At 73.5% G+C, this 15282-nt stretch carries 13 protein-coding genes; 4 read left to right on the top strand and 9 right to left on the bottom strand.

Annotation, left to right across the window (positions count from 1 at the left end; genetic code table 11):
- Positions 1–32 precede the first annotated feature (32 nt).
- On the bottom strand, positions 33–1490 hold the full coding sequence (locus tag L1785_RS03875; protein ID WP_236087822.1) for an LCP family protein: 1458 nt from the start codon (positions 1488–1490) through the stop codon (positions 33–35).
- Between the two features lie 7 nt (positions 1491–1497).
- Entirely contained in the window at positions 1498–2766 is a 1269-nt protein-coding gene (locus L1785_RS03870; protein WP_236087821.1) for an LCP family protein, read from the bottom strand.
- A 117-nt stretch (positions 2767–2883) separates the two neighbouring features.
- On the opposite strand from L1785_RS03870, the gene L1785_RS03865 reads away from it, so the two are divergent.
- Together L1785_RS03865 and L1785_RS03860 are read left to right on the top strand one after the other, a co-directional pair.
- Positions 2884–3867 carry a glycosyltransferase family 2 protein gene (locus L1785_RS03865; protein ID WP_236087820.1) on the top strand — a complete coding sequence of 328 codons (984 nt, stop codon included), beginning with the start codon at positions 2884–2886 and terminating at the stop codon, positions 3865–3867.
- Entirely contained in the window at positions 3864–4697 is an 834-nt protein-coding gene (locus L1785_RS03860) for a glycosyltransferase (protein WP_236087819.1), read from the top strand. Before L1785_RS03865 ends, L1785_RS03860 begins: the two co-directional genes overlap by 4 nt.
- A gap of 22 nt (positions 4698–4719) precedes the next feature.
- Here L1785_RS03860 and L1785_RS03855 read toward each other — a convergent pair whose 3' ends face one another.
- From L1785_RS03855 to L1785_RS03825, 7 genes are all read right to left on the bottom strand, one after another.
- Positions 4720–5913 carry a polysaccharide pyruvyl transferase family protein gene (locus L1785_RS03855; protein WP_236087818.1) on the bottom strand — a complete coding sequence of 398 codons (1194 nt, stop codon included), beginning with the start codon at positions 5911–5913 and terminating at the stop codon, positions 4720–4722.
- Positions 5914–5986: 73 nt separating this feature from the next.
- Complete coding sequence (locus L1785_RS23150; protein ID WP_236087817.1) at positions 5987–8062, bottom strand: acyltransferase family protein; 2076 nt, start codon at positions 8060–8062, stop codon at positions 5987–5989.
- Positions 8059–8571 carry a 5-(carboxyamino)imidazole ribonucleotide mutase gene (purE, locus tag L1785_RS03845; protein WP_236087816.1) on the bottom strand — a complete coding sequence of 171 codons (513 nt, stop codon included), beginning with the start codon at positions 8569–8571 and terminating at the stop codon, positions 8059–8061. Before purE ends, L1785_RS23150 begins: the two co-directional genes overlap by 4 nt.
- Positions 8568–9866, bottom strand: a complete 1299-nt coding sequence (locus L1785_RS03840; protein WP_236087815.1) for a 5-(carboxyamino)imidazole ribonucleotide synthase — start codon at positions 9864–9866, stop codon at positions 8568–8570. Before L1785_RS03840 ends, purE begins: the two co-directional genes overlap by 4 nt.
- A 209-nt stretch (positions 9867–10075) precedes the next feature.
- Positions 10076–10642, bottom strand: a complete 567-nt coding sequence (locus L1785_RS03835; protein WP_236087814.1) for a dTDP-4-dehydrorhamnose 3,5-epimerase family protein — start codon at positions 10640–10642, stop codon at positions 10076–10078.
- 14 nt (positions 10643–10656) lie between these two features.
- Positions 10657–12006, bottom strand: a complete 1350-nt coding sequence (locus L1785_RS03830; RefSeq protein WP_236087813.1) for a sensor histidine kinase — start codon at positions 12004–12006, stop codon at positions 10657–10659.
- Between the two features lie 4 nt (positions 12007–12010).
- Positions 12011–12694, bottom strand: a complete 684-nt coding sequence (locus L1785_RS03825) for a response regulator transcription factor (protein ID WP_236087812.1) — start codon at positions 12692–12694, stop codon at positions 12011–12013.
- A 151-nt stretch (positions 12695–12845) separates the two neighbouring features.
- Here L1785_RS03825 and L1785_RS03820 point away from each other — a divergent pair, with 151 nt between their 5' ends.
- Both L1785_RS03820 and L1785_RS03815 read left to right on the top strand, forming a co-directional pair.
- Positions 12846–14285 carry a sensor histidine kinase gene (locus L1785_RS03820; protein WP_236087811.1) on the top strand — a complete coding sequence of 480 codons (1440 nt, stop codon included), beginning with the start codon at positions 12846–12848 and terminating at the stop codon, positions 14283–14285.
- Positions 14282–15013 (top strand): response regulator, encoded by a 732-nt coding sequence (locus L1785_RS03815; protein ID WP_236087810.1) that lies wholly within the window; start codon positions 14282–14284, stop codon positions 15011–15013. The genes L1785_RS03820 and L1785_RS03815 overlap by 4 nt, the downstream gene beginning before the upstream one ends.
- Positions 15014–15282: the final 269 nt, after the last annotated feature.

Here is a 15282-nt window from a genome sequence, read left to right as displayed (position 1 = left end):
TATCGGGTTCTGCTTGACTATCTCCGGGCGGTTTACTGCGGAAGGCCACCGACGGTGCTACCCGGTTCCAGGTTTCCGTCACGGACGTCGACCCAGAACTGTCCGACGGTCTCCGGGTCCAGCTGGACCGTCGAGCCGACGTCGCCCGGCCGGTAGTCCGGGTTCGAGATCGGCGGGGTGCCGGTCACGCCCTCCGGGCCGGTCGCGGACTTGAACGCGAGGGCCAGGAACCCGAGGTCCACGATCCCGGTGCGCTCGTCGACGACGAGCGCACCGATGCCGGCGTCGATCAGGGCCACCTGGTCGGCCGGCCGGTAGAGCAGGCTGCTGTCCGCCGCCTTCGCGGACACGGCGCTGATGACCTGGCGCTGGCGCTCCGCGCGACCGATGTCGCCCGTGGGGTCGGAGTAGCGCATGCGGGAGAACGCCAGCGCGGTGTGCCCGTCGGCGACGTGGCAGCCCGCGGTCCAGACGAGCTCGCTGCGGTAGTCGTTCACGTCGTAGTCGAGGCACAGCTCCACGCCGCCGAGCGCGTCGACGACGCCCTGCACCCCGCCGAAGCCGACCTCGACGTAGTGGTCGACCGTCAGACCCGTCAGGCCCTCGACCGTCTGCACCAGCAGCGGTGCGCCCCCGTAGGAGTACGCGGCGTTGAGCTTGCTCCCGCCGTAGCCGGGGATCTCGACGTAGGTGTCGCGGGGGATGCTGATGAGGGAGGCGGGACCGCTGCCCGGCTTGTGCAGCACCATGATCGTGTCGGTGCGGGCACCCGTGGTGCCGTCCTCGCTGATGCCGTCGCCACGCGCGTCCGACCCGGCGAGGAGGTACGTGGTGCCGCTGGTCCCGCTCGCCCCGGACAGCGCGTCGACGTGCTGGAGCTTGCCGTCCGCCCAGATCAGGAGGCCGACCGGCCAGGCGACGAGGCCGGCGACGACGACCAGGGCCACCAGCCCGGCCACGCGCCGGCGGCGGACCCGCAGGCCGCCGCCCTGCGGACGGCCGACGGCGGGACGCGCCGCGGCGACGCCCGGGTGCGACGTCGCGCCGCGGCCCGACGCCGGTCGGACGGGAGCCGGGCGGGCGGGCGGCTGGCGTACCGGCGACTGCTGCGCGGCAGGTACGGAGCCGACCCTGGTCGCGCCGTCGTGCGCCGGGGCCGGAGCCGTGCGGGCGCTGCCGCGGCCGGGCCGGATCGACTGCGGGGGCGCGGACCGCGGGGGGATCGCGCGGGGCGAGCCCTCCGGGACGTTCCCGCCACGCGGGGTGGTGATGGGGATCTCGCGGGAGGACTGGCGCTGCACGCGCGGCGCGAGGGGCACCGCGTCGTCGGGTCGGCCGATCCGGCCCCCGGAGGGGCGTTCCTTGCCCGAGTTGCCGATGGCGATGGCGTCGTCCGTCGCCGAAGGTCGCCCGCCCTGCCGGGGCTGGGGCGTGAAGCTCGGCGGAAGGCGGCGCGGCTGCTCGGCGCTCGGGCTCTGGTCGCTGGTCATGGTGTCCTCAGCCGCAGACGGACGTGACGTCGGCCGACGAGAAGGCTTCCTCGCCCGCCTTCCGCGTGACCGTCGGTGTGGGAGTGGGTGCAGGGCCGGTCGCCGTCGAGGACGGCGCGGCGGGGGTGGCGGGCGTGCTCGGTGAGCCGACCTGGACGGGCGCGTCCTGGCCGAGGGCCGGCAGGTCTGCCTTGAGGTTCGCCCACAGGGCGCCCGCCTCGTCCGTCCAGATCACGTTCGCCCGGTTCTCAGGGTCGGTCGTGAACGGGACGGTCATGAAGGAGATGTTCTCAGCCCGCAGGGACCGCAGGCTGAAGGCGAGGCCGGTGAGTTCCGAGACCGAGGCGAAGTTGTCGCTCGTGGTGAGCGAGCTCGTGAGCGCGTCGAGGAAGGCCAGGAGCCGGGGGGCGTCCGTGAGGACGTCCTGCGCCAGCACCGCCCGGGAGAGCGCGGCGAGCAGCTCCTGCTGCCGGCCGATCCGGCTCGTGTCCGAGCCGTCGAGGCCCTCGCCCGTCCGCGCGCGGGCGTAGTTGAGCGCCGTCCAGCCGTCGAGATGCTTCACCCCCGCGTCGAGGCGCAGGTCGTTCGCCTTCGGGGAGTACACGTCCTGGGGGATGCACATGTCGACGCCGCCGACGGCGTCGATCATCTGCTGGAAGCCGGCGAAGTCGACGACGACGTAGCCGTCCATGCGCACCCCGGTCAGGGTCTCCAGGGTGTGCAGCGCGCAGATCGCGCCGGAGTGGACGTCGCCGCCAACGAGCACGCCCTGGGCGAAGGCCGCGTTGAACTTCGAGCTCCGGATCGCCTTCGTCTGCTCGCCGTTCGTCGTCGGGCACGACGGGATCGGGACGGTCGAGTCCCGCGGGATCGAGACGAGCTCCACGCGCGACCGGTCGGCCGAGACGTGCAGGATGATCGTCGTGTCGGACCGCGCGCCGAGCTCGCCGTCGGCGACGAGCTCGCCGTTCTCGCCGCTCCGGTCGTCGGTGCCCAGGAGGACGATGTTCAGCACGGTGCCCGCGTTCGGGTCGGAGGGCGGCTCCGCCTCGGGCCGGTCCACGCCCTCCAGGACGGCGTCGGCGTCCGTGCTGTCGATGTTTCCCGCGAGGGTGAGGGCCGTGGTCGCGCTCGCGGCCGTCGCGAACGCGAGGCCGCCGGTCAGCGTCATGCCGATCGCGCGGGCGAGCCGGTGCGAGTGCAGGCTCCGGGCGTGCACCGGGCCCCGGGCCGAGCCAAGGCTCGGTCGAGGACGGGGCAGCACGCGAGGTCTCACGTCAGAAGAGCGTAATCGCCTGACTGGTAGCGGCTGGGCCCGGCCGGGTCGGACGGCGTGGAGGAGTTGTGCAGAGCGGCGGCGTGGGGTCGCGCCCGCTCGGGTACGCTGCAGCACGTGCCAGATCGCGCCCCGCAGACCGGACGCCAGGGTGACAGGGTCGTCGCCGTCGTCGTCGCGTACAACCGCCGCGACCTGCTGCGCGAGGCCCTCGACGCCCTGGCTCAGCAGACCCGCAAGCTCGACGCCGTCGTCGTGGTCGACAACCGCTCGGACGACGACTCCGCCGTCGTCGCGGCGGAGCACCCGGTCGGCGCCGAGGTCCTGTCCCTCGTGCGCAACACCGGCGGGGCGGGCGGCTTCGCCGTCGGCCTGGCGCACGCGGTCGAGAAGCAGGGCGCGGACCTCGTCTGGCTCATGGACGACGACACGATCCCGACGCCGGAGGCGCTCGCCGAGCTGCTCCGCGCGCGGGAGGCGTACCCGGGACCTGTCGCGCTGCTCGGCAGCAAGGTCGTCTGGCACGACGGCCGGGAGCATCCCATGAACACCCCCCGGCGGCGCCCCGGGGCCTCGGCGGAGCTGATCGCGCGTGCGGCGTCGGCGGGGGCGGTGCCCGTCCGCTCGTCGTCGTTCGTGTCGATGCTGGTCGACGCGCGCGCGGTGCGGCACCACGGCCTGCCCGTGGCCGACTACTTCATCTGGAACGACGACTTCGAGTACTCCTGCCGGCTGCTGCGCCGCAGCACGGGGCTCCACGTGCCCGCGTCCGTCGTCGTCCACCGGACCAAGACGTTCGGCGCGACGGACGTCGACCCGGGTGAACGCTTCTACTACGAGGTGCGGAACAAGATCTGGATGCTGACGCGCTCGTCGGCGCTCTCGCCGTTCGAGCGCGTCCTCTACACGGGCGCTTCCATCCGGCGCTGGGCGCGGACGTACGCACGGTCCGCACGGCGCGACGTGCTCCGGTCTGCTGGGCTGCGGGGGCTGCGGGACGGCATCCTGCAGAGCCCGCGCACCACCACCGACGTCCTGCAGGGCGCGGGCCCGCTCACCGGCATCGAGGCCCTCGAGACGGCGCGGAGGCCGTCCGCGTGACCGCGCCCTTCTCCGTTCTCCTCCCTGTCTATCGCCGCGACGACCCGGTACATCTCGAGCGGTCGTTCACGTCGGTGACGTCCGAGCAGGAGCTGCCGCCCACCGAGGTGGTCGTCGTGCGCGACGGACCGGTCGGGCCCGAGCTCACCAAGGTGCTCGACGCGCTCGTCGCGTCGTCACCCGTCCCGGTGACCGTCGTGCCGCTCGAGCGCAACGAGGGCCTGGCCATCGCTCTCCGCCAGGGCATGGAGGCGTGCTCCTACGAGATCGTCGCCCGGCAGGACGCCGACGACGTGTCGCGCCCCGCCCGGTTCGCCGTCCAGGTACCGCTGGTCGAGCAGGGGCTCGACATCGTCGGCTCCGCGATCGAGGAGTTCGACGAGGAACCCGCCCTCGGCGCTCCCGCCCACGGGATGGTGCGCACGCCGCCGCTGACCCAGGCCGAGATCGCTCGCGCGGTGGGCTTCCGCTCGCCCTTCAACCACCCGTCGGTGGTCTACCGACGGTCTGCCGTGACGCGGGCGGGCGGGTACCAGGACCTCCCGCTCATGGAGGACTACTGGCTGTTCGCGCGGATGATCTCGCTCGGGATGGCCACGGGCAACGTGCGGGAACCCCTCGTCCTGTACCGGGTCGGCGCCGGCGCCTACGCGCGTCGCGGTGGCATCCGGCTGCTCCGGAGCGAGCTCGAGCTCCAGCGGCGCATGTACACGCTCGGCGTGACCTCCGCGCTCGAGTGCGCCCGGAACGTCGTGCTGCGCGGCGGCTACCGCCTGGTCCCGGAAGGCCTGCGCCGGCGCGCCTACCGCGCCGACGCGATGCGGCGCTGAGCCGGGCGCAGGCCGCGCCGGGTCACCAGCCGTAGAGCTCCGCCCCGGCCGACCGCGCAGCCGCAGTGAGCTCTTCGGTACGCGCCGGCAGCTCGCCGGCACCCCCCGCCTTCGCCGACGACGCGTCGTCCAGCGATCCGAGGGTCCACCCGGAACCGGCCGCGACGACCGCGGCGTGACTCACCGCGTAGTAGTCGTTGTTCAGGCTCAGCGCGATGCCGGACGCGCCCGCTGCCGCGGCCAGCAGGTGGGTGTGGAAGCGCGTCGAGATCCAGCGCTGCCCGCGGCGGGCGGGAAGGCCGTCCGCGAGTATCTCCCAGACCGAGTAGAAACGGGCTTCGGGGAAGTCGTCGCGGAGCGCGTCGTAGATGGCCCGGTCGACCTGGGGCATGCACTCGACGAACCCGACCGAGCCCCATGGCCCCTGCCACCGCCGGGCGACCTCGCGGACATAGTCGACGACGAGCCCGAAGTCGCCGTCGTACATGTCCGTCTGGACGCAGACCATGGTGTCCGGGGCGTCGTTGGCACTGCCGGCGAGGAGGTCTGCCATCCCGGAGACGAAGACGTCGTCGATCGCGAGCCGCGCGCGCGGGTTGCCTGCCCGTGCCACCACGAGCGACGGCTCGTCCCGGACGGTCAGCACGTCGAACGCAGCCGCGCTCTCGGTCCACACCTCGGCCACCCCCCGCTCCACGGGCAGGAGCCCCAGGCCGGTCGCTCCGAGCCGGACCCCGCGCTCCCGCCGGAGCCACGCGGCCGCAGCGACCAGGCCCACGTGGCGCGGCCAGACCGAGTTGATGTATCCGCCGCCCACGACGTGGACCACGTCCGCCGACCGGGCGATGTCGATGCCCGCGATCCAGCGCGGCGCTGCGCCGGGGTCCTCGAGCGTCTTCGTCACGAACTCCCCCACGTCCCGCGGGTCGTCCGACGGCGCCTCCCAGCAGAGCCTGTACAGCGTGTCGGTGAACCGCACCCTCGGGTGCTCGCCGTGCAGGAGGGCAGCGGCGGGTCCGGGGTTCGGGCAGTCGACCCACACCTCGGCGCCGGGCTCCCGCTCCGCGAGCAGCCGGAGCCAGCCGCGCACGATGACCTCGTCGCCGTAGTTGGGGTGGCCGGCCGTGGTCACGAGGTAGATCGTCCTCGAGACACCGCCTGCCGCAGGCTCGGGCAAGGTCTCGGGGCGGCTCTCGCCACGCGGGGTCCACTTCATCGTCGAAGCTCTCCAATCACAGAAGGCACACGGATCCTAGGGCACGCGGGACCATCCTCCAGAACCCTGGAGGTCACCACCACCCGAGAGCCGGGCCGAGCCGGTCGCGCAGCACCGGAGCCACGGAGGTCGCGTAGGTGGCGGTCAGGTGGTGCTGGTCCCGGTACACGATGCGCCCGCCCTGCACGAACGGGCACGAGTCGTCCGGACACAGGACGTCGTCGAGGTCCAGGAACACGGTCCCGGCAGGCGGCTCGAACAGCTCGAGCGGGCTCACCTCGTCCAGGACAGCGGACCGGGCGACCTGGCACGACGGGGAGCCGGAGCCGACCTCGGCGACGCACGCCACCGGATCGGTCCCGGTCCACGGGGTGTCCCGCACAGCGACCGTCCTGATGCCCGACCGGGCGAGCCGCTCCCAGGCGGCGACATACGCACCCGGGACCTTCTCCTTGCTGGTCTCGCCGTCGGTCGCCGGTCGCGTCGCCGTCGTGAAGACGACGTCGGGCACCCTCCGTTCCAGGAGGCGGAAGACGTCGCGGTTCCACTGCCGGCACGTCGGGTCCACCAGGAGCTCCTCGACGCCCTCCGTGCCGTCGAACAGCGCGCAGGCCCACTTGATCACGGAGTCGACGCGGAAGCCCTCCTCCTCGCCGATCGCCGCGAGCGCGTCGATCCACTGCTCGGCGTGGGAGCCTCCCACCACGGTGACGACCCGCTCCGCGTCCAGGTCGCCCCACGAGCAGACCGTCACGTTCGCGTCGCCGGCAGGGGTGCCGCACGCCTCGAAGACGGCCCGCACCTTGTCCTCCGACGCCGCGACGGGATCGGGGATCGGGGGCAGGGACGCGTCGTAGGTGTAGTCCTTCGGGTCCACCACCGCGAGCGCCCCGGGGTACTTCGCCAGCATCGCGGGGTCGCCCGCCACCGACGCCGACCCGCGCAGAGCCTGCACGTGCTGCAGCCAGACCGCCGGGGCGGCGACCGTGCCGACTCCCAGGGCGACGACCACCGCGAACGCCACCCGCGAGCCCCACGTCCACCGGACGCGGGCCCGCGGCGCCGGCGCCCGTCGCAGCGATGCCTCCACCAGGTGGTACGTCGCCCACGCGAGGAGCCCGGAGAGGACGAGGACGCCGGTCCCCGCCAGCCATCCGACAGGACGGTCGCGGACGGCGATGGTGAGGACGAGCACCGGCCAGTGCCACAGGTAGTACGCGTACGCATAGCGGCCGGCGCGTGACAGCGGTCTCCAGGCAAGGATCCGCCCCGGCCCCTTGCTCCCGCCGTCACCGCCGCTCAGCACGAGGAGAGCGGCGCCCGCCAGGGGTACGAGGGCTTGCGGCCCCGGGAACTGTGCCTGCCCGTCGACGAGGACGCCGGCGGCGAGCACGATCGCGAGACCCAGCCACCCGAGCAGCGCGGACCACCGCCGCGCGAGGCGGACGCCCGCGCCGAACGACAGCAGGACGCCGGCGAGGTACTCCCAGGCGCGCGCCGCCGTGTCGTAGTACGCGAAGCCCTGGTCGAGCTGGACCATCACGGTCGCGTACGTGAACGAGGCCACGGCCAGGAACGCCACGGCCCAGCGCAGCAGACGCGTGCGGGACTCCGGAGCGAGGCCCCGAGCAAGGGCCGCCACGCCGAGGAGGACGAGCGGCAGCGCCCCGAAGAGCTGGCCCTGGACGGACAGCGACCAGACGTGCTGCAACGGGCTCTGCAGGACGTCCGGGGCACCATAGGCCTGGCCGGAGGCCGCGAGGCGCCAGTTCTCCCAGTAACCCAGGGACGCCAGCGTCTCCCAGGACATGTCGGCCCAGCGCGTCCGCGGGAGCACGATCCAGGACGCGCAGACCACCACGCCGAGCACCACGAGAAGAACCGGCAGGAGCCTGCGAGCGAGCCGCGGCACGTACGTGCGCAGCTCCACGGGTCGTCCCACGGCAAACCCGCGGACCAGGGCGCCACCCACGAAGTACCCGGAGAGCAGGAGGAAGATGTCGACGCCGCCGGACACCCGGTGTACCCAGACGTGGTAGACCGCGACGAGAAGGATCGCGACGGCGCGCAGGCCGTCGAGGTCGTGACGGTACTCGACAGGCGCCGCGACGGCGGGGATCTCACCGTTGCCGGCGCCCGACGGCGTCACATCAGGGCCCTCGCGGCGCGCAGGCGCTCGCCCTTCTCCTTCGCCACGTCGCGCAGCGACGCCTGGAACGCGACCATCTGCTCGCGCAGCGCGGCGGCTTCGTCGCCGGAACCGGACGCGAGGATGCGCACCGCGAGGAGGCCCGCGTTGCGGGCGCCGCCGATCGACACGGTGGCCACGGGAACCCCGGCGGGCATCTGCACGATGGACAGCAGCGAGTCCATGCCGTCCAGGTGCTTGAGCGGCACCGGCACGCCGATGACCGGCAGGGGCGTGACGGCGGCGAGCATGCCCGGCAGGTGGGCGGCGCCCCCGGCCCCGGCCACGATCACGCGGAGCCCGCGCCCGGCCGCGTCGCGCCCGTACTCGATCATCTCGGTGGGCATCCGGTGCGCGGAGACGACATCCACCTCGACGGGCACGCCGAACTCCTCGAGCGCCTCGGCGGCGCCCTGCATGACGGGCCAGTCGGAGTCCGACCCCATCACGATGCCGACCTGCGGGTTCATGCGACGACCTCCTCGGTCTCGGTCAGGCGGCCCGACGGGCCGTCTGGTCGGCGCAGACCGGCACTCGCACGCTCGCTCTGGCCTGCCCCTCCGGGGCGGGTCGCCCCGGGCGGCACGCTCGCCCCTTCCAAGGCTGCCCCGGGCAGAGGCTCCCCGCGCAGCAGCGCGGCGGCTGTGGCGGCGCGGCTCCGCACCTCGTCCAGGTCGGAGCCCGAGACGTTCACGTGCCCGAGCTTGCGTCCGGGACGCACGCCCTTGCCGTAGAGGTTGACCCGGGCCTCCGGGAACTCGGACAGGACCGCGGGCAGGGCGTCGGTGAGCTCCGTGAAGGCCGAGCCGAGCACGTTGACCATGACGGTCCACGGCGCGATCGGGTCGGTCGCGCCGAGCGGCAGGTCGAGCACGGCACGCAGGTGCTGCTCGAACTGGCTCGTCACGGCACCGTCGATGGTCCAGTGGCCGCTGTTGTGGGGCCGCATCGCGAGCTCGTTGACGAGCACGGTGGGCTCGCCGTCCGGGCCGGGCACCTCGAACATCTCGACGGCCAGCACGCCGGTGACGTCGAGCCCCTCAGCGACCGTCACGGCGATCTCCTGGGCGCGGTGAGCCAGCTCCGGGCTGATGCCGGGGGCGGGGGCGATCACCTCCGAGCACACGCCCTCGCGCTGCACGGACTCCACGACCGGCCACGCCCGCACCTCGCCGGACGGCCGGCGCGCCACGAGCGCGGCGAGCTCGCGCGTGAACGGCACCTTCTCCTCGACCAGCAGCGCCGGAGCACCGGCCGCGGCGGCCGCGAACCAGTCGGCCACCTGGTCGGGCGACGTCACGAGGCGCACGCCCTTGCCGTCGTACCCGCCGCGGGAGGTCTTCACGACGGCGGCTCCGCCGACCGTCGCGAGGAACTCGGCCAGGGCGGCCGGTCCCCCGGCCTCACCGGCGCCGGGGCCTGACGGGAGGGCGCGCCACCGCGGGCAGGGCACGCCGAGCGCCTCCAGGCGCTCCCGCATGACGATCTTGTCCTGCGCCTGGACCAGCGCGTGCGGGCCGGGGCGCACGGGGGTGCCGTGCTCGATCAGGTCGGTCAGCAGGGCGTTCGGTACGTGCTCGTGCTCGAAGGTGAGCACGGCGGCCGGGTCCCGGCCGTCGTCCGGCGCGATGAGCGCACGGATCGCGGCCTCGTCCGAGGCGGCACCGACGGGGGCGTCGGTGATCACCTGGGCGGCCGCCGACCCCGGCTCCTCGACGAGCACCCGGAGGCGGACGCCCAGCTCCGCCGCCGCGGGGGCCATCATGCGGGCGAGCTGTCCTCCGCCGACCACCGCGACCACAGGTGGTGACGTGCGCCTCCCGCGGGATCCAGGTAGTCCAGGGCCGGGCGGAGGCCCAGAAATTACGGTCACGGTGGCCAAGAATACCGGCGGAATTCCGCGGCTCCCGCGCACCTCACATACCGGACAGGGTGCGGGCCTGCGTGGCGCCGGCCCCTCACCCGTCCGCGCGGTCAGACAGCGGCGCGGACCTCGCTGAAGCGCGGCGCACCGGCGTCCTTCGCCGAGATCTGAGCGGGGTCCGCCGGGTCGACCGGTACGGGCCACTCGATGCCGAGGCCCTCGTCGAGCGGCGTGAAGGCGACACCGGCCATGCCCGGCGTCCACTCGTCGTCGAAGCAGTAGATGTACTGCGACCCCTCTTCGCTCACGCACTGGAAGCCGTTGCACACGCCGGCCGGAACGAGTACCTGGGTGCCCGGCACCAGGTCGACGGTGACGACCGCACCGTACGTGGACGAGCCCTCGCGCGTGTCCAGGTAGACCCCGTGCGCGCGGCCGCTCACGATCGCGACCAGCTTGGTCATCGCCTCGCCGTGCAGACCACGGACCGCGCCGTACCGGGTCTCGGTGGCGTTGACCTGCCGCCAGCGGTCCACGCCGGGAAGCAGCCCGGTGTAGGCGGAAGCGCGGAAGAGCTCGCGGACGGTGCCCCGGTCGTCCTGCACCTGCTTCATGGTGAGGACCAGGAGGCCGTCGATCGCGGTGGTGGATGTCGCCATGTCGATGATCTGCGTCACGGGACCCGATCCTCTCACGATCGCGAGCGGCGACCCTTGCGGCGGCGTTCGGAGGACACGACCGAGCCCTCGGGGAGCAGGACACGCGGGTCGTACGACTTCGGCACCCCCGCCAGGAACACGGAGAACACCGGCGGTGTGCGCTGGGAGAGCTCGAGCCGTCCGCCGTCGGCGGTGACCAGGTCCCGGGCCAGTGCCAGACCGAGGCCGGTACCGGCGCCCGAGGTGACGCCACGTTCGAAGATCTGGCCCGCGAGCTCCTCGGGCACGCCCTCGCCCTCGTCGGTCACCTCGATCGCCACGGCCCCGGTGGTGCCGGAGAGCCGCGCGCGCATCGTCGTCGTGCCCGCGCCGTGCTTGAGCGAGTTCTCCAGGAGGGTGGACAGCACCTGCGCCAGGGCGCCCGGGGTGGCGAGCACGTCGAGTCCCTCGGCCGGGACCTCCACGGCGAGGCCGCGCCCCTCCCGCTCGAACGTGGGCCGCCACTCCTCCTCCTGCTGACGGAAGATCACCCCGAGCTCGACCGTCTCGGTGGTGCCGCCCTGCGCCTTGCGCGAGCGGGCGAGCAGGTCGTCGACCACGCCGACGAGGCGCTCGACCTGCTCGAGGGAGATGCGCGCCTCCTCCTGCACGTCCGGCTCGGAGGACGTGAGGGTGATCTCTTCCAGGCGCATCGTCAGGGCCGTCAGCGGGGTGCGGAGCTGGTGCGACGCGTCCGCGGTGAACTGGCGCTCCACGGCGAGCCGGCCGGCCAGCCGGTCGGAGCTGCGGGCCAGCTCGGCCGCGACGAGGTCGATCTCCTCGACGCCCGACGGCTCGAGGCGTGGCCGGACCTGCCCGGCACCGAGCAGCTCCGCGGACGCCGCGAGGTACACGAACGGCTCGGCAAGGCGGTTGGACTGGATGACGGCGACGATCGCGCCCGCGACGAACGCCGCGATGCTGGCCAGGAGCACGAGGAACATGGCGTTCGCCGCCTTGATCCACGCCGGCCAGGCCGACACGGCGAGGGTCACGGAGATCCGGCTCTCCGTCACGCCGCCGGGCGGGCCCGCATCGATGCGCGGGCCGTCGACCGGCTCGCCGGCCGTGAGCTCCTCGCCCGTCGGCAGGCTGATGAGCACGTGCGCCGGGATGTCGGTGGACAGGCCCTCGGCTGCGTTGTCGAGGGTCTCCTGCGAGATCTCGCGGTCCGCCTGGTAGAGGCGTTCCAAGGTCACGGACAGCTCCGTGGCCCGGTCGGCGATCCGCTGGACCTCCTCGCCGTAGATGTAGCGCGCGCCGAAGATCGTCGTCGGCACGCCGAGGAGGATCACCGCGACGAGGACCGCCCAGAGCGTGGCCGCCCGAAGCCGCTCACGCATGCGGCTAGCTCGCCCCGATCTCGAACCGGAAGCCCAGACCGCGCACCGTCGAGACGTAGCGCGGAGCGTTGGCGTCGTCGCCGAGCTTGCGGCGCAGCCACGACACGTGCATGTCGAGCGTCTTGGTCGAGCCCACCGGGTCCGAGCCCCACACGTCACGCATCAGGGTGTCGCGCACGACGACGGAGCCGGCGTTGGCGACGAGGACGCGTAGGAGGTCGAACTCCTTGGTGGTCAGGTGCAGCTCGCGGTCGCCCTGGAAGGCGCGGTGGGCAGCGACGTCCACGCGCACGTCCTGGGCGTGCAGCTCCTCCTCCTCGCCGGTCTCGCCGTGCGAGCGGCGCAGGAGCGCCCGAACGCGTGCGAGCAGCTCGGCAAGCCGGAACGGCTTCGTGACGTAGTCGTCGGCACCGGCGTCGAGGCCGACGACCAGGTCGACCTCGTCGGCGCGCGCCGTGAGCACCAGGACCGGTACGGTCAGGCCGCTGCTCCGGATCTCTCGCGCCACGTCGAGCCCGTCCATGTCCGGCAGACCAAGGTCCAGGACGACGATATCCGCCCCGCTCGCGCTCTCGATCGCACCTTTGCCGGTTCCTTGCACGACGACGTCGTAACCCTCACGGGTGAGCGCGCGTGCCAACGGCTCGGCAATGGCCGGGTCGTCCTCGGCTAGGAGTACGTGAGTCATTCCCCCATGCTAGGGCATTCCACACGTTGCAGCGCCATCCCAGAGCCGTGTCGGTTTGCCCCTCCCGAATCCATTCGGGTGATTGGGGTACGAGGAGAGTGCTACCACGGGAGGACGCGAAGGCGCAATCACGGCACCTACCCTGGCCCGCATGGGTTGGTACGAACGGCTGACGCGGTGGCAGGAGGACCACCGGTTCCTCGTTGATCTCGGGGGCACGGTGCTCGCCGCGCTGCTGACCGTGCCCCTCGCGAGCAGCATGACGGGCTACGGGGTCGGCGTGCCCACAGCCCTGTGGTCACTGGCGGTCCTCGCGCCTCTGCCCTGGGCGCGGCTGCGGCCGGTCCACTCCACGCTGGCGGTGTACGCCGTCGTCCTCGCCCACATGATCAGCGGATACCCGGCGATCCTGCCCGCCGACCTCTTCGTCGCCGGCGCCCTGTACACCCTGACGGTCTACGGCCCCCGCTGGGCGTACCTCACGTGCGCCGGTGCGGCGCTCGGCGGCTCGGTCCTCATGGGCGTGCTCGTGGGCCGCATGTCCGGCGACACCTGGTTCGAGGCCGTGCCGTCCACGATCTTCGCGATCCTCGTCTTCCTCGCCGTGTTCGCCTTCGCTCTCGTCCGCCGCTCACGCCGCACCATGCTCGTCGCGATGCAGGAGCGCGCCGTCCGCCTGGAGATCGAGCGCGACCAGCAGGCGCAGATCGCGACGGCGGCCGAGCGCGCCCGCATCGCCCGCGAGATGCACGACATCGTGGCGCACTCGCTGTCCGTCGTCATCGCCCAGGCCGACGGCGGCCGGTACGCCGCGGCGAACGACCCCGAGGCGGCGAGCCGAGCGCTCGGCACGATCGCCGAGACCGGCCGGGCGGCCCTCGCCGACATGCGCCGGCTCCTCGGCGTCCTGCGGCAGGAGACGCCGAGCCCGCCGGCCCACCGCCCGCTCCCTCTCCCCCTCCCTGTGGGCGGCGAGCCTGCCGCGTCCAGCCCGTCGACGGCGGCACCTTCTCCGCCGGCGACGACGGCGGACGGCGGGCGACCGCCGTCGGGCACCCGAGGCGGTACGGACGCCGGCCCGGCGCCGCTGGCGCCCCAGCCGGACGTGACCGAGATCGCCGCCCTGGTGGACCAGGTGCGCGCGAGCGGGGCACGCGTCTCCCTCACCCGGGTGGGGGCGGAGCGGAGCCTGCCGCCCGGGGTCGGCCTGACGCTGTACCGCATCTGCCAGGAGGCCCTGACGAACGTGCTCAAGCACGCCGGGCCCGAGCCGCGCGTCGGCGTCCTTCTGGGCTGGGGCGAGCGGGAGGTCGAGCTGCGCGTCGACGACGACGGGCGCGGGCTCGCCGCCGACGGCGGTGCCGGGCGCGACGATCCCGACGGCGGCGCCCGCGCCGCGACGCCGGGGTACGGTCTGCGGGGCATGCAGGAGCGCGCCGCGCTGTTCGGCGGGACCCTCGTCGCGGGCCCCCGCCCGGGCGGCGGGTTCCGGGTGCGCTTCGCCGTGCCGGTGCCGCCCGTCATGATCGACGATCCCGCAGCCGCCGACGAGCCCGTGCCCGCCGTCCCCGGGCCCACCGAGGAGCCATGACCACCGACACCACCACCCGCCCCGCGATCCGGGTCGCGCTCGTCGACGACCAGCCGCTCGTGCGCGCTGGCCTGCGCATGGTCATCGACTCGCAGCCCGACCTGGAGGTCGTCGGCGAGGCGGGCGACGGGCTCCAGGCGCTGCAGCTGCTCGCCACCTCTGGCCCGTCCGACGGCCTGCGCGCCGACGTCGTGCTCATGGACGTCCGCATGCCTCACCTGGACGGGCTCTCGGCCACGGCGCGGCTGCTCGGCGGGGCGACACCCCCGCCGTCGGGCGACGCGCCCCGCGTGATCGTGCTCACCACGTTCGACCTGGACGAGTACGTCCTGGACGCGATCCGGGCCGGCGCCAGCGGCTTCCTGCTCAAGGACGCCGAGCCTGAGGACCTGCTCGCCGCGATCCGGACCGTGCACCGCGGCGACGCCGTGATCGCGCCGTCGTCCACCCGGCGCCTGCTCGAGCACCTCGTCACCGCCCTGCCGGCCGAGGACCCGGCCCTGGCGACCGCGCACGCTGCCCTCTCCGCCCTGACCGAGCGCGAGCGCGAGGTGCTGGTCCTCATGGCGCGCGGGCGCTCCAACGGCGAGATCGCGGGCGAGCTGTACGTCGCGGAGGCGACCGTGAAGACGCACGTCGGACGCATCCTGGCCAAGCTGGGGGCACGGGACCGCGTGCAGGCGGTCGTGACCGCGTACGAGGCGGGGCTCGTCCGTCCGGGAGCGTGACCCGCCCCGAGGCCGTGCGGGGAGGCTCAGGGGGACGTACGACCCGGGGATGACGCCCCTGCACCGCAGGACCAGCCCGGAGCGGGACGCGCCGGCGACCCGCGCTCCGTAGCGTCGGCACCGTCAGATCCTTCTCGGCTTCCGCCCGGCCACGGTTCGCCTGGACCCTCGCGGGAGGCAAGCGTCAGATCCTTCTCGGCTTCCGCCCGGCCACGGTTCGCCTGGACCCTCGCGGGAGGCAAGCGTCAGATCCCCAGACCTGGAGAAAC

The sequence above is a fragment of the Antribacter soli genome (assembly GCF_021568775.1).
Lineage (GTDB): Bacteria > Actinomycetota > Actinomycetes > Actinomycetales > Cellulomonadaceae > Antribacter > Antribacter soli.
This window is presented reverse-complemented; position numbering and strand designations above follow the sequence as displayed.

Coding starts and splice junctions, on each gene's coding strand:
- L1785_RS03830 (WP_236087813.1), bottom strand. CDS start 12,006: ATGCGTGAGCGGCTTCGGGCGGCCACGCTCTGGGCGGTCCTCGTCGCG.
- L1785_RS03855 (WP_236087818.1), bottom strand. CDS start 5,913: ATGAAGTGGACCCCGCGTGGCGAGAGCCGCCCCGAGACCTTGCCCGAG.
- L1785_RS03825 (WP_236087812.1), bottom strand. CDS start 12,694: ATGACTCACGTACTCCTAGCCGAGGACGACCCGGCCATTGCCGAGCCG.
- L1785_RS03840 (WP_236087815.1), bottom strand. CDS start 9,866: ATGATGGCCCCCGCGGCGGCGGAGCTGGGCGTCCGCCTCCGGGTGCTC.
- purE (WP_236087816.1), bottom strand. CDS start 8,571: ATGAACCCGCAGGTCGGCATCGTGATGGGGTCGGACTCCGACTGGCCC.
- L1785_RS03815 (WP_236087810.1), top strand. CDS start 14,282: ATGACCACCGACACCACCACCCGCCCCGCGATCCGGGTCGCGCTCGTC.
- L1785_RS03820 (WP_236087811.1), top strand. CDS start 12,846: ATGGGTTGGTACGAACGGCTGACGCGGTGGCAGGAGGACCACCGGTTC.
- L1785_RS03875 (WP_236087822.1), bottom strand. CDS start 1,490: ATGACCAGCGACCAGAGCCCGAGCGCCGAGCAGCCGCGCCGCCTTCCG.